General features: G+C 69.2%; 14 protein-coding genes. 4 read left to right on the forward strand and 10 right to left on the reverse strand.

The window, feature by feature from the left end:
• Positions 1 to 4 precede the first annotated feature (4 nt).
• Positions 5 to 757 carry an MBL fold metallo-hydrolase gene (locus AB0C62_RS06595; RefSeq protein WP_362970156.1) on the reverse strand — a complete coding sequence of 251 codons (753 nt, stop codon included), beginning with the start codon at positions 755 to 757 and terminating at the stop codon, positions 5 to 7.
• A 250-nt stretch (positions 758 to 1,007) separates the two neighbouring features.
• Between AB0C62_RS06595 and AB0C62_RS06600 the strand changes: the two genes are divergently transcribed.
• Entirely contained in the window at positions 1,008 to 1,481 is a 474-nt protein-coding gene (locus tag AB0C62_RS06600) for a type II toxin-antitoxin system PemK/MazF family toxin (protein ID WP_362970158.1), read from the forward strand.
• A 182-nt stretch (positions 1,482 to 1,663) separates the two neighbouring features.
• On the opposite strand, the gene AB0C62_RS06605 is transcribed toward AB0C62_RS06600, so the two are convergent.
• From AB0C62_RS06605 to clpS, 7 genes are all read right to left on the reverse strand, one after another.
• A complete protein-coding gene (locus tag AB0C62_RS06605) occupies positions 1,664 to 2,614 on the reverse strand; it encodes a cysteine synthase (RefSeq protein WP_362970160.1) in 951 nt (316 codons plus the stop codon).
• Between the two features lie 17 nt (positions 2,615 to 2,631).
• Positions 2,632 to 2,910: a MoaD/ThiS family protein gene (locus tag AB0C62_RS06610; RefSeq protein WP_362970162.1), complete on the reverse strand. Its 279-nt coding sequence runs from the start codon at positions 2,908 to 2,910 to the stop codon at positions 2,632 to 2,634.
• 115 nt (positions 2,911 to 3,025) lie between these two features.
• A complete protein-coding gene (locus AB0C62_RS06615; protein ID WP_323178196.1) occupies positions 3,026 to 3,127 on the reverse strand; it encodes a putative leader peptide in 102 nt (33 codons plus the stop codon).
• A gap of 79 nt (positions 3,128 to 3,206) precedes the next feature.
• Positions 3,207 to 3,629, reverse strand: coding sequence for a M67 family metallopeptidase (locus AB0C62_RS06620; RefSeq protein WP_081217508.1), 423 nt, complete (start codon positions 3,627 to 3,629; stop codon positions 3,207 to 3,209).
• Positions 3,630 to 3,764: 135 nt separating this feature from the next.
• Positions 3,765 to 5,216, reverse strand: a complete 1,452-nt coding sequence (locus AB0C62_RS06625; protein WP_362970165.1) for an amino acid permease — start codon at positions 5,214 to 5,216, stop codon at positions 3,765 to 3,767.
• Positions 5,217 to 5,561: 345 nt separating this feature from the next.
• Entirely contained in the window at positions 5,562 to 6,164 is a 603-nt protein-coding gene (locus AB0C62_RS06630; protein ID WP_362970167.1) for a DUF2017 domain-containing protein, read from the reverse strand.
• A gap of 110 nt (positions 6,165 to 6,274) precedes the next feature.
• Positions 6,275 to 6,592, reverse strand: coding sequence for an ATP-dependent Clp protease adapter ClpS (gene clpS / locus AB0C62_RS06635; protein WP_362970169.1), 318 nt, complete (start codon positions 6,590 to 6,592; stop codon positions 6,275 to 6,277).
• A 121-nt stretch (positions 6,593 to 6,713) separates the two neighbouring features.
• Between clpS and AB0C62_RS06640 the strand changes: the two genes are divergently transcribed.
• Both AB0C62_RS06640 and AB0C62_RS06645 read left to right on the forward strand, forming a co-directional pair.
• A complete protein-coding gene (locus tag AB0C62_RS06640; RefSeq protein WP_362970171.1) occupies positions 6,714 to 8,042 on the forward strand; it encodes a nicotinate phosphoribosyltransferase in 1,329 nt (442 codons plus the stop codon).
• 242 nt (positions 8,043 to 8,284) lie between these two features.
• Entirely contained in the window at positions 8,285 to 8,869 is a 585-nt protein-coding gene (locus tag AB0C62_RS06645) for a nicotinamidase (protein WP_362970173.1), read from the forward strand.
• Positions 8,870 to 8,950: 81 nt separating this feature from the next.
• Here the strand turns inward: AB0C62_RS06645 and AB0C62_RS06650 are convergent, their stop codons facing one another.
• Entirely contained in the window at positions 8,951 to 9,286 is a 336-nt protein-coding gene (locus tag AB0C62_RS06650) for a hypothetical protein (RefSeq protein WP_266614093.1), read from the reverse strand.
• A 121-nt stretch (positions 9,287 to 9,407) separates the two neighbouring features.
• Entirely contained in the window at positions 9,408 to 11,762 is a 2,355-nt protein-coding gene (locus tag AB0C62_RS06655; protein WP_362970175.1) for an immune inhibitor A domain-containing protein, read from the reverse strand.
• A gap of 441 nt (positions 11,763 to 12,203) precedes the next feature.
• Between AB0C62_RS06655 and AB0C62_RS06660 the strand changes: the two genes are divergently transcribed.
• On the forward strand, positions 12,204 to 12,488 hold the full coding sequence (locus AB0C62_RS06660; RefSeq protein WP_081217516.1) for a hypothetical protein: 285 nt from the start codon (positions 12,204 to 12,206) through the stop codon (positions 12,486 to 12,488).
• Positions 12,489 to 12,620 lie beyond the last annotated feature (132 nt).

Below are 12,620 nucleotides of genomic sequence, written 5' to 3' on the forward strand. Positions count from 1 at the left end.
GACCTCAGACCTCGTACGTCACCCGAGGCACCGCCAGTTCCAAGGGACCCTCGTACGCCGTGCGGGCGTCGTCGAGGTTCGTCTGGGGGTTCGTCCACGGGGGGATGTGGGTGAGGACGAGGCGGCGGGCGGCGGCTCGGGTGGCGGACTCGCCTGCCTGGCGGCCGTTGAGGTGGAGGTCGGGGATCTCCTCCTTGCCGTGGGTGAACGCCGCCTCGCACAGGAACAGGTCGGTGTCGCGGGCGAGTTCGTCCAGCACCTCGGTCGGCCCGGTGTCCCCGGAGTACGTCAGCGACCGTCCGCCGTGCTCCAGCCGGATCCCGTACGCCTCCACGGGGTGGCGCACCCGCTCCGTGTGCACGGTGAACGGGCCGAGCTCGAACGTGCTCGGCTTGACGGTGTGGAAGTCGAAGACCTCGCTCATCGAGGAGGCGGACGGCGTGTCGGCGTAGGCCGTGGTCAGACGCTCTTCCGTGCCCTCGGGTCCGTAGACGGGGATCGGGTCGCAGCGGCCGCCGTCGTGACGGTAGTAACGCGCGACGAAGTACGCGCACATGTCGATGCAGTGGTCGGCGTGCAGATGGCTGAGGAAGATCGCGTCGAGGTCGTAGAGACCGCAGTGGCGCTGCAGCTCGCCCAGGGCACCGTTGCCCATGTCGAGGAGCAGCCGGAAGCCGTCGGCCTCTACGAGGTAGCTCGAACAGGCCGATTCCGCGGACGGGAACGACCCCGAGCAGCCGACGACGGTGAGCTTCATAAGAGCTGGAACCTCCGCGCTGGCAGGTTGTGCAGAGAGTAGGTGGGGGGCGCAGGTACTCGGGTTGCGGATACGGGAACGGGAGTCGTGCGGTCCGTCGAGCGTAAGGCGCGTCAGGGCCGGTCGCTCCTCCGCCAGGGGCTGTTGTGGGCGAACTCACCTGTGGTGTCACCGGTTCGGATGGACCTTGGGTCAACCGGGGTCCGTACCGGGCGGGCGTGGGCAGATGCGCGCCGGTACCTTCTTCGGTATGGACACGTCCTGGTGGCTCGCATCGGCCGCGGTGGTACTGCTCGCACTGGTCGCGGCGGTGGTGGACGGCTGGGGGCGCCGCGGGCGCCGGCCGGCCGGGCGGAAGCGTCCCCCGGGGCGGCCCACGGGTCCCCGCCGGGGTGCGAAGCTCCGCGGCGGACCGCTGCCCAAGGCGGCGGAGATCTGGTGGGCGAACGTGCCCTACGAGGACGGGCCGGGGGCCAAGGACCGGCCGTGTCTGGTGCTGACGGTGCGCGGGAAGCGGGTGACCGTCGCCAAGATCACCAGCAAGCACCACGACGAGCGGCCCGGTGTGATCCCGCTGCCCCCGGGTGCCGTGGGGGACGCGCAGGGGCGGCCGAGCTATCTGGAGACGGACGAGCTGCGCGAGGTGCCGGTGCGTGACTTCCGGCGCCGGGTCGGCGTGGTCGATCCGGCGCTGTGGGACCAGGTGCGGAACCTGGCGGGTTGAGAGCGCCGGGCGGCCGGGAGGCCGTGGCACGAGCGCCGGCGGGCCTCCTCCGAGGAGCCTCCACGAGCATGAACACGAGGCACGAGGCACGAGCGTCGAAACGCCGGAGGGCGTGGAGACCGGGTTTCCGGTCTCCACGCCCTCCGGCGTTTCAGGCTGTGCGGGCGGTCTCGCCGTCCGGGCTACGCCCAGAGCTGGCCCTGCAGTGTCTCGATCGCCTCTTCCGTCGTCGCCGCCGTGTAGACGCCCGTCGACAGGTACTTCCAGCCGCCGTCGGCGACCACGAAGACGATGTCGGCGGACTCGCCGGCCTTGACGGCCTTGGCGCCGACGCCGATCGCGGCGTGCAGCGCGGCGCCGGTGGAGACGCCCGCGAAGATGCCCTCCTGCTGGAGGAGCTCCCGGGTGCGGGTGACCGCGTCCGCCGAGCCGACGGAGAAGCGGGTGGTGAGGACGGAGGCGTCGTACAGCTCGGGCACGAAGCCCTCGTCCAGGTTGCGCAGGCCGTAGACCACGTCGTCGTAGCGGGGCTCCGCTGCGACGATCTTGACGTCCGGCTTGTTCTCGCGCAGGAAGCGGCCGACGCCCATGAGGGTGCCCGTGGTGCCGAGGCCCGCGACGAAGTGGGTGACGGACGGGAGGTCGGCGAGGATCTCCGGGCCGGTGGTGGCGTAGTGCGCGCCGGCGTTGTCCGGGTTGCCGTACTGGTAGAGCATCACCCAGTCGGGGTGCTGCCGCGCCAGTTCCTTGGCGACCCGTACGGCGGTGTTGGAACCGCCCGCGGCCGGGCTGGGGATGATCTCGGCGCCCCACATGCCGAGCAGTTCACGGCGTTCCTGCGAGGTGTTCTCGGGCATCACGCAGACCATGCGGTAGCCCTTGAGCTTGGCCGCCATGGCGAGCGAGATGCCGGTGTTGCCGCTGGTCGGCTCCAGGATCGTGCAGCCCGGTGTCAGGCGGCCGTCCTTCTCCGCCTGTTCGATCATGTGCAGGGCGGGCCGGTCCTTGACCGAGCCCGTCGGGTTGCGGTCCTCCAGCTTCGCCCAGATCCGGACGTCCTCGGACGGCGACAGCCGCGGCAGGCGCACCAGAGGGGTGTTGCCCACCGCGGCGAGCGGGGAGTCGTAGCGCATCGGGGACCAGCGGCCGATCAGGCCATGCCGCCGGCGACGGCCGGCAGGATGGTGACGCTGTCGCCGTCGGTCAGCTTGGTGTTGATGCCGTCGAGGAAGCGGACGTCCTCGTCGTTCAGGTAGACGTTGACGAAGCGGCGCAGTTCGTCGCCGTCCACGATCCGGGCCCGGATGCCCGCATGACGGGTGTCGAGGTCGACGAAGAGCTCGGCAAGGGTCGCCCCGCCGCCCTCGACGGCCTTCTCGCCGTTCGTGTAGGTGCGGAGGATGGTGGGGATGCGGACCTCGATGGCCATGTCTGCGGGCTCCTGTCGGAAGGAAAGTCAGGTCGGAAGACGCGCGGCGGCGCGGGCGGTGCAGGTGGTGCGGGGGGTGCGGTGCCGCGGCTCTCGGCCGTACGGCGACGGCAGGTCAGCGCGTACAGATGGCGCTCTGCAGCCTGCACAGGTCGACGTGCAGCCGCGCCACGAGCAGGGCGCCCGGCGTCTTGTCGCTCACGTCGTGGAAAACCATGGGCTCATCGTATCGATTCCCGGTACGGGTCCCGGAGTGTGATCTCGCATTCCGGACGTTTTTTGACCGATGGATGAGATCAGTAGGCTTCCACGACCTTGACCTCCTCCTCCGTGACCTCGCCCTCCACGATCCGGTACGAGCGGAACTGGAAGGGGCCCGCGGCGTCCGTGTCGGCCGTGGAGACCAGGACGTAGTGCGCGCCGGGCTCGTTGGCGTAGGAGAGGTCGGTGCGGGAGGGGTAGGCCTCGGTCGCGGTGTGCGAGTGGTAGATGACGACGGGCTCCTCGTCGCGGTCGTCCATCTCGCGGTACAGCTTGAGCAGGTCGCCGGAGTCGAACTCGTAGAACGTGGGCGAGCGGGCCGCGTTGAGCATCGGGATGAACCGCTCGGGGCGGTCGGTTCCCGCCGGTCCCGCGACGACGCCGCACGCCTCGTCGGGGTGGTCCTGGCGCGCGTGCGCGACGATCTGGTCGAACAGGGCCTGGGTGATGGTCAGCATGCTGGCCAGGATAAGCAGAAGGGCCGCTCCGTACCGAGGGGTGGTACGGAGCGGCCCACATGGTGAACCGTCGGGTGGTCCGTGACGCCGGCCCGAGCGGGCTCTTCCCGCCGGACCGGCGACGGTTTCCCCAGGTCAGCCGACCTTTTCGAGCTCCGGCTCGCGGCGCTGCGTGATCTGCGGGTTGCGGGCCTTGAGGACCGCCCAGCCGATGGCGAGGGCGGCGGCCCAGACGGCCATCACGTAGAGGCAGACACGGGAGTCGGCGTCGTAGGCGATGAGGCCGGTGACGAACAGCAGGAACGCGACCGCGACGTAGCTGCACTTGGCGCCGCCGGGGGCCGGGAAGGACGAGGCCGGCAGGCGGCCCGCGTCGACGGCGCGGCGGTAGAGGATGTGGCTGATCAGGATCATCAGCCAGGTCCAGATGCCGGCCGCGGTGGCCACCGAGGTGACGTAGCCGAAGGCCTTCTCGGGGACGACGTAGTTCAGCACCACGCCGATGCCCATGAAGAGCACGGAGATGGTGATGCCGAAGGCGGGCGTCTTGGTGGACGACAGCTTGCTGAAGATCCTCGGGGCCTCGCCGCTGTCCGCGAGGTTGCGCAGCATGCGGCCCGTCGAGTACATGCCCGAGTTGCAGGAGGAGAGGGCCGCGGTGAGGACGACGAAGTTGACGATGCCGGCGCCGGCCGGGATGCCGATCTTGGCGAAGGCCTCGACGAACGGGCTCACCCCCGGTGCGAACTCCGTCCACTTCACGACGCAGAGGATGACCGTGAGGGCGCCGACGTAGAAGAGGGCGATGCGCCAGGGCAGGGTGTTGATGGCCTTGGGGAGGGTCTTCTCGGGGTCCTCGGACTCGCCCGCCGTGACGCCGACGAGCTCGACGGCGAGGTAGGCGAACATGACGCCCTGGAGGGTCATCAGGGACGAGCCGATGCCCTTGGGGAAGAAGCCGTCGAACTGCCAGAGGTTGGCGACGGAGGCGGTGTCACCGGCGGAGCTGAAGCCGAAGGTGAGGACGCCGAGGCCGATCACGATCATGCCGATCAGCGCGGTGACCTTGACCATCGAGAACCAGAACTCGATCTCGCCGAAGAGCTTCACCGAGATGAGGTTCGCGACGAACAGGACGACCAGGAAGACGAGGGCCGTCACCCATTGCGGGATGTCCGGGAACCAGTAGTGGACGTAGATCGCGGCGGCCGTGAGCTCGGCCATGCCGGTCACCACCCACATCAGCCAGTACGTCCAGCCGGTGAAGTAGCCGAAGAACGGGCCGAGGAACTCGCGGGAGTACTCCGCGAAGGAACCCGAGACCGGGCGGTAGAGCAGGAGCTCGCCGAGCGCCCGCATGATGAAGAAGATGATCACGCCCGCGAGGGCGTACATCACGATCAGGCTGGGGCCGGCCTTGGCGATGTTCGCCCCGGCTCCCAGGAAGAGGCCGACGCCGATGGCGCCGCCGATCGCGATCATCTGGACCTGACGGCTGCCGAGCCCGCGCTCGTACCCCTCTTCGGGGGCGTCGCCGCCCACGGCCTCACTGCCGTCGTACTGCTTGTCGACCTGCGATGAGGTCATGTGTGGTGCGCCTTTCTCCATGCCGATCCGTGCCAGTCCCTTGGCTACGGATCGGTTTCCGATCCCCCCGGATACGTGGAGCTGTGCCTGGCCGGCGGTCCGCCGGCTCGGTGGCGCACCCGGCGGGACGTGGGTGGTGTCCCGCCGGGCGGTCGTGAAGATTTATCACGGCCGCAATGTTGAACGATCGAGGGTCCTGTTGCGCAGACCACAGGAAGAACCGGACAAAACGTCGAACCGCGCCTCATAGGGCGCGGTGGTGGTGACGCGATCGTTATCCGGATTTGAGCGTCCGTTGAGCGAACACCAGAGGTGTTATGTCCTGACAGGTCGGGGCATAAGGGCTCAGGGCATCAGGGTGGCAACCAGCGTCTCCTGGAGACCGCCGAGCCAGAGGTACGCCATCACCATCGGCTTGCGCGGGTCCTCGTCCGGGAGCCGGTAGAGGAGGTCGGTGTCCTCCTCGTCGACGACGTCGAGCCGGGAGCCGATCGCGAGCCGCAGGTCGTTGAGCGCGCGCAGCCACTGCTCGGACTGGGCGGCGTCCAGCTTGAGGACCGCTCCCCCGTCGCCGGGCGTCAGACCGTCCAGCGAGCGGATCACGGCGAGGGCGTTCTCGCGCTTGCCGGCGCGCAGGTCGTTCTCGGTGAAGCGGCGGAACTCCGAGGAGTGGGCGCGCTGCTCCTCGGCCTGCTCGGCGGAGGCCGCCTCGACGCCGGGGCCGCTGTACGCGTCCGGGAAGAGACGCTGGAGCACCGGGTCGCTGGGCGGTTCGCTCGGGCCCTCCGCGAACAGCTCGGCGAGCGGGTCGTCCGGTGCGTTCTCCGCCGGGCCGGGACCGATGAGCTCCAGGAGCTGGACGGCGAGGGAGCGGATGATGGAGATCTCGACCTCGTCGAGGGCGACGGCCGCGCCGCCGCCGGGGAGCGGTTCGAAGTGTCCAGGCATGGAGTGGGTTCGCTGCTTCCGGTCCTGCGGGCGGTCGGTGGACAGAGGTCCGGCTGCTTCCGGTCCTGCTGAGGGGGCCGGGTGCTTCCGGCCCCGCTGAGGAGATCCGGTTACTTCCGGTCCTGCTGAAGGGTGGCCCACAGACCGTAGCCGTGCATGGCCTGCACGTCGCGCTCCATCTCCTCGCGCGAGCCGCTGGAGACGACCGCCCGGCCCTTGTGGTGGACGTCCATCATCAGCTTGGTGGCCTTGTCCTTGGAGTAGCCGAAGTACGTCTGGAAGACATACGTCACATAGCTCATGAGGTTGACCGGGTCGTTGTGGACGATCGTGATCCAGGGGACGTCCGGCTCGGGTACGGCGAAGACCTCCTCCGCCGACTCGGTCTTCTCGATCTCTAGAGGTGCGGGAGCCGTCACAGCGCCCATGCTGCCACCAGAGGGGGTCACCCGCACAAACGAGCCCGCGAAAAGGGGCGCGACTCCCCCCGGGGAACCGGAGACACCCCGGAAATCGTCAAAGTGACGAGATGGGGGTACGATCCCTGCCATGAACACAGCGGACCTTGGGCTGCCGGTGGATGTTCCGTCGACGGCACTCTTCACCGACCAGTACGAGCTGACGATGTTGCAGGCCGCCCTCGCGGCCGGGACCGCCGAGCGGCGGTCCGTCTTCGAGGCCTTCACACGGCGGCTGCCCGAGGGGCGGCGCTACGGGGTCGTCGCGGGCACCGGACGGGTCCTCGACGCCGTCGAGAACTTCCGGTTCGACGCGGACGTCCTCGCCTTCCTCGGCGAGCGCGGGATCGTGGACGAGCCGACCCTGGAGTGGCTCTCCTCGTACCGCTTCGGCGGGGACGTCTGGGGCTACCCCGAGGGCGAGGTGTACTTCCCCGGGTCGCCGATCCTGCGGGTCGAGGGCAGCTTCGCGGAGTGCGTGCTCCTGGAGACGGTGATCCTCTCGATCCTCAACCACGACTCCGCGATCGCCGCGGCCGCCTCCCGGATGGCCTCCGCCGCGGGCGACCGGCCGCTGATCGAGATGGGTGCCCGGCGCACCCACGAACTGGCGGCGGTCGCCGCCTCGCGCGCCGCGTACGTCGGCGGCTTCGCCACCACGTCCGACCTGGCCGCCGGCTTCCGGTACGGCATCCCGACGGTCGGCACCTCGGCCCACGCCTTCACCCTGCTCCACGACACCGAGCGGGACGCCTTCCAGGCCCAGGTGGACTCGCTGGGCCGGGGCACCACCCTGCTGGTCGACACCTACGACGTCGCCGAGGCCGTCCGGACGGCCGTCGAGATCGCCGGGACCGAGCTGGGCGCGGTCCGCATCGACTCCGGTGACCTGCTGCTCGTCGCCCACCGGGTGCGCGAGCAGCTGGACGAGCTGGGCGCGCGGGACACCAAGATCGTCGTGACCTCCGACCTGGACGAGTACGCGATCGCCTCGCTGGCCGCGGCACCCGTGGACGCGTACGGCGTCGGCACCCAGCTGGTGACGGGTTCCGGCCACCCCACCTGCTCGATGGTCTACAAACTGGTCGCCCGCGCCGAGTCGGCCGACCCGAAGGCGCCGCTCGTGCCGGTGGCCAAGAAGTCCTCGGGTGGCAAGACGTCGATCGGCGGACGCAAGTGGGCCGCGCGGCGGCTGGACGAGCACGGGGTCGCCGAGGCCGAGGTCATCGGCACCGGGCCGGTCCCCGCCGAGCTGGCCGACCAGCAGCTCCTGGTGGAGCTGATCAAGGGCGGGCAGGTCCTGGCCCGTGAACCGCTCGACGTCGTCCGCGACCGGCACGCCGCGGTCCGGGGGCGGCTGCCGCTGTCGGCGACGCAGCTGTCGCGGGGCGAGCCGGTGCTGCCCACCGAATACCTCTGAGGTCCGGGAGGCGGGCGGGGTGCGTGGGGCGCCGCGCATGAACCTCCGGTGAGCGGGAATGCAACGGCCAGCGTGCCCGGCCGGGCACGCGGACGCCGTACAGCCCCTCGCCCGCCCGGGATGTCTGCCGGACAGCCCCTCCCGCACCGCCCTCGAAGTCTCTAGGCTCGGAAGTTCAACGGCCGGGCCCGCACTCCCAGTTCGCCGACGTTCGCCGACCCCATAGCCGAAGGACACCGCCCATGCGCCGCGCCTTGATCGTCGTAGACGTGCAGAACGACTTCTGCGAGGGAGGCAGTCTCGCGGTGTCCGGGGGCGCCGACGTGGCGGCCGCCGTCACGGAGCTGATCGGGCAGGCGCCCGCCGGCTACCGGCACGTGGTCGCCACCCGTGACGCGCACATCGCCCCCGGCGGCCACTTCGCCGACAACCCCGACTACGTGCACTCCTGGCCCGCGCACTGCGTGGCCGGCACGGAGGGCGTCGGCTTCCACCCGAACTTCGCTCCGGCGGTCGCCTCCGGCGCGATCGACGCCGTGTTCGACAAGGGTGCCTACGCGGCCGCGTACAGCGGCTTCGAGGGGGCCGACGAGAACGGGACCGGGCTGGCGGACTGGCTGCGCGCCCACGGGATCGGCGAGGTCGACGTGGTCGGCATCGCGACCGACCACTGTGTGCGGGCGACCGCCCTGGACGCGGCCCGCGAGGGGTTCCGCACGACCGTGCTGCTCGACCTGACGGCCGGGGTCGCGAAGGAGACGACGGACCGCGCGCTGGAGGAGCTGCGCGCCGCCGGCGTGGAGCTCACGGGCAAGCCCGTGGTCTGACGGGAGCGGCCCCGGGCGGGGCGACGCACGAACGGCACACGGCCCGGTACACGGAGTGACACCCCGTGACGTCCGCGACGGTCACGGCTGGGGTGCCGGGCGTCTGAGCAGGGCTCTGATCGGGTGCCACAGCTCCTGGGTCAGCTCGGGGACGGTGCTGTCGGGCGCCGTCCGCCATATCAGCCCGTCCGGATGGTGCAGGACGGCGGTGATCTCGTCGGGCGTGGGCGGAGCCGCGTTGCCCCGCAGGTAGACGGTGCGCAGGCCGAGATTCCGCAGCCGCGTCAGGGCGCGGGCGCGGTTCTGGGCGACGACGAGGAACCGGACACAGCCGCTGCCGGAACCTGCCGGACTGGGCAGGTTCAGCGCCACCACGACGCTGCCGTTCGGCAACTTGCAGAAGCCTCCTGCGGCCATGCGGTCACACCCCCGTGCGATTCGGTGTCAATAAGCCAGGCACAGGACGCACCTAAACACGATCGGCGGCAACCCGCCAGGGGGTTGCCGCCGATACGCTTCTGACCTGCGGAAATACTGACTACTTCACCGCGGGACCGACCTTGAGGGAGATCGTCGAGCCGTCCTTGGCCTCCTTGACGATCTCGATCTTGGTGTTGGTGTCAGTGACCTTGACGCCACCGGTGGGGTTCCGGTTGTCGTAGTAGTCACTCGTGTGGTCGTTGAAGACCGAGACGCCCTTCGACGACGGGATCTTCGTCGCGACGTCCGCGTTGTGCAGCGTGATGCCGTCCGTGCGGTACAGGCTGAAGGGCGAGTCGTAGGCCTGGACACGGTTGCGCTGCAGCGTGCCGTTGGACCACCACAGGGCCTTCGGGTGCGAGTCGATCGGGAGCGCGAGACCGACACCGGGGTGCTGGCTGGTGTTGTTGTCCGCCTGCGAGGTGTCCCACTTCCAGATCAACAGGCCGTTCTGGTACGGGTAGTGCTCCACCCAGTCCGGACGGGTCGTCGAGAAGCCGAAGTTGTACGGGCCGACCTTGAGGGTCTTGTCGTACGACACGTACTGGCGGTTCTCCGCGATGTAGTACTGCGCGTAGTCCTTGGTGAACGACGCGCCGATGCGGGAGAAGCCGGCCGCGGTCCACGCGGCGTCCGCCGACTCGGCGTTGTCCGAGAAGAGCGCCGAACCGTCCGCGGTCACGCTGATCTCGTCGGCCGCGAAGCCCTTCTGGGCCACGCCACCGTCCGTCTGGTAGCGGAAACGCACGTCGATCTTCTTGCCCGCGTAGGCGTCGAGCGGGTACGACAGCTTGGCGTAGGCGTCGATCGTGCCGGTGAGGGCGGGCTTGTCGCTGCCGTCACGCGGGATCGCGGCGCCGTCCACCGTGCCGTCGAGAGCGGTCCAGTTGGCGCCGCCGTCGGTCGAGACCTCGGTGTAGAGGTAGTCGTAGTTCGCCTCGATGTCGTACCAGCCGTCGAGGGTCAGCTTCGCCGACGACTTGCCCGTGAGGTCCACCGACCGGGTCAGCGTGTTCTTCAGGTTGTCGCCGCTGCCGCTCCACCACTGGGTCGAGCCCTGCGCCGGGTTGACGACCGTGGTCGTCACTTCCTTCTCCGGCAGGGTGACGAGGAGCGCCTGCTTGTTCCAGGTGTTGTACTCGGCGATGCCCAGCTTGTGGGTGGACTGCTTGCCGGCCTTGGCGGTGTCGTAGTTCAGCCAGCCGAGCTGCAGCTTGTCCCAGGCGTTGAAGTCGCCCGGCAGGTCACCGATGGAGTCCTTGCCGGTGCCGAGCCAGGAACCCGAGGACATCAGGGTCCAGAAGCCGGTGGAGTTGTCGCCGCCGGCCGTGTCGTAGTGGTCCGGCAGACCGAGGTCGTGGCCGTACTCGTGGGCGAAGACGCCGAGTCCGCCGTTCTCCGGCTGGATGGTGTAGTCGCCGACCCAGATGCCGGTGTCGCCGATCTGCGCGCCGCCGAGCTTGTTGTTGCCCGGGCCCGTGGCGCCCGCGTCGGTGCCGAACGCGTACCAGCGGTGGGCCCAGATCGCGTCGGTGCCCTGGACGCCGCCACCCGCGGACTCGTCCTCACCGGCGTGCACGATCTGGAAGTGGTCGATGTAGCCGTCCGGCTCGTTGAAGTTGCCGTCGCCGTCGTAGTCGTAGCGGTCCCACTGGTCGAACTGCGCCAGGTCCGCCTTGATGGCCGCGTCCGTCTTGCCGGCCTTCTTCTGCTGGGCGACCCAGGCGGTGACGCCGTCGCTGACGACGTTCCACACGCTCGGGCAGTTGGTGGAGCCGCAGGCGTTGTTGCCGTAACGGGCCTCGTTGTACGGGACCTTGACCCAGTCGGCGACCTTGCCGTCCACCGAGTAGCGGCCCGAGGACTGCTGCTCGTAGAACTTCTTCATCGACTCGGTCTTCTTGCCGGTGCCGAAGTAGAGGTCCTGGAAGTGCTTCTGGTTGTAGTCCGCCTGCCAGGCCGTGCTGTTGTCCTTCTTGCGGTCCGGCTTGGCTATCTTGTTGTGCAGCGGGCCGGCCGTGCCACCGGCGCTGCTGTCGACCTTGTCGCCGAACTCCACCAGGATCGTGAAGATCTTGTCGGTCTTCTCGCGGCCCAGCTCGACGTACTTGCTGGAGCCCTTCTTGCTCTTGAGCTGCACGACCTTCGAGCCGTTACGGTCCTTGACCGAGGCGTCGCCGGATATGACCTGGTTCAGCGCCTCCTGGCGCTGAGCGTTCTGCGTCTTGCTCAGCGGGCCGTCCAGGTCGTGGTCGACCGTGTTCTTGGCCGGCTGCGGGTCGTGGCGATCCACGACCGGTGACTTGGCGGCCGAGTCGGCCTCCGCCACGGCAAACGTAGAGAACGTGGCGGTAGCCGCCGCGAGGGCGACGCCCACCGCTGCTGCTCTGAACGTCCATGGTCTGTTGGTCACTTGATGTCCTCCCCCGCGCCCGTTCACGCGGAGGGGGTTCCGGGTCATGGAGGTCCGCGCGCGCAACGCGATTCAAGTGACGACATTTGACCGGAGTTACCAAAGAAAAAACAGATCTTGACTTGAACCTGGCAAGTGCATTATGCGGAGCCGTCGTTCGCTATCCGGACGCGCTCACACACCCGCAACCGGCGCGCCGAGATGTCCACTTGGTGGACGTGATGACTCCGTGCGCCCCCTGTGCACCGGCACCGTGGGTAAGGTCACGCTTACCGGTCGTTCCTGTCGGGCATGCAGGCGATTAGAGTCGATTGGCGGAGCGTCGGGAAGTCGGCGGAAAGCCAAGTCGACACCGTTGTCCCACCCCCGATTCCTGTCCGCACCCTCCCCCGTCGCGAGAGGCACCCGGGGGGAGGCACTCCATCCGAGGACACGATTGCCATGCCTCGTCCGACCGCCGCACAGCTTGCCTACGGTTCCTGCACCGTGATCTTCTCCACTCTCGCCATGCTGCTGCTGTCACAGACGAGTTCGAGTCTGGGGATCGTGCTGATCACCCTCTCGGCGCTCGCTCTCGGACTGCTCGTGGCCATGACGGTCCCGCTCCCCAAGCAGGCACCGTCCGCCGCCGCCCCCGTTGTCCGCGAACAGGTGCCGGCGCAGCGGGAGACCGCGTCCGTCTCCGCGGCGCCCGGGCGCCGCGTACGCGAACACGCGGAGCGCTGACGCCGCGCGCGGACGCCCCGGAGGCGTCGATCCTCGATCACGAACGGCGGGCCCGTGCCGTGTCCCAGGGCCGCGCCTGCGCTTCCAGAGATCGGTAACGACTGGCGACAGCTCCTGCAAACGATGCTGGCC

The sequence above is a fragment of the Streptomyces sp. NPDC048643 genome (genome assembly GCF_040650615.1).
In the GTDB taxonomy this organism is placed as follows: domain Bacteria; phylum Actinomycetota; class Actinomycetes; order Streptomycetales; family Streptomycetaceae; genus Streptomyces.

What these genes read in the sequence shown, in the direction of transcription:
- AB0C62_RS06595 (WP_362970156.1), bottom strand. Translation starts at nt 757, where the DNA reads ATGAAGCTCACCGTCGTCGGCTGCTCGGGGTCGTTCCCGTCCGCGGAA.
- AB0C62_RS06600 (WP_362970158.1), top strand. Translation starts at nt 1,008, where the DNA reads ATGGACACGTCCTGGTGGCTCGCATCGGCCGCGGTGGTACTGCTCGCA.
- AB0C62_RS06605 (WP_362970160.1), bottom strand. Translation starts at nt 2,614, where the DNA reads ATGCGCTACGACTCCCCGCTCGCCGCGGTGGGCAACACCCCTCTGGTG.
- AB0C62_RS06610 (WP_362970162.1), bottom strand. Translation starts at nt 2,910, where the DNA reads ATGGCCATCGAGGTCCGCATCCCCACCATCCTCCGCACCTACACGAAC.
- AB0C62_RS06615 (WP_323178196.1), bottom strand. Translation starts at nt 3,127, where the DNA reads ATGGTTTTCCACGACGTGAGCGACAAGACGCCGGGCGCCCTGCTCGTG.
- AB0C62_RS06620 (WP_081217508.1), bottom strand. Translation starts at nt 3,629, where the DNA reads ATGCTGACCATCACCCAGGCCCTGTTCGACCAGATCGTCGCGCACGCG.
- AB0C62_RS06625 (WP_362970165.1), bottom strand. Translation starts at nt 5,216, where the DNA reads ATGACCTCATCGCAGGTCGACAAGCAGTACGACGGCAGTGAGGCCGTG.
- AB0C62_RS06630 (WP_362970167.1), bottom strand. Translation starts at nt 6,164, where the DNA reads ATGCCTGGACACTTCGAACCGCTCCCCGGCGGCGGCGCGGCCGTCGCC.
- clpS (WP_362970169.1), bottom strand. Translation starts at nt 6,592, where the DNA reads ATGGGCGCTGTGACGGCTCCCGCACCTCTAGAGATCGAGAAGACCGAG.
- AB0C62_RS06640 (WP_362970171.1), top strand. Translation starts at nt 6,714, where the DNA reads ATGAACACAGCGGACCTTGGGCTGCCGGTGGATGTTCCGTCGACGGCA.
- AB0C62_RS06645 (WP_362970173.1), top strand. Translation starts at nt 8,285, where the DNA reads ATGCGCCGCGCCTTGATCGTCGTAGACGTGCAGAACGACTTCTGCGAG.
- AB0C62_RS06650 (WP_266614093.1), bottom strand. Translation starts at nt 9,286, where the DNA reads ATGGCCGCAGGAGGCTTCTGCAAGTTGCCGAACGGCAGCGTCGTGGTG.
- AB0C62_RS06660 (WP_081217516.1), top strand. Translation starts at nt 12,204, where the DNA reads ATGCCTCGTCCGACCGCCGCACAGCTTGCCTACGGTTCCTGCACCGTG.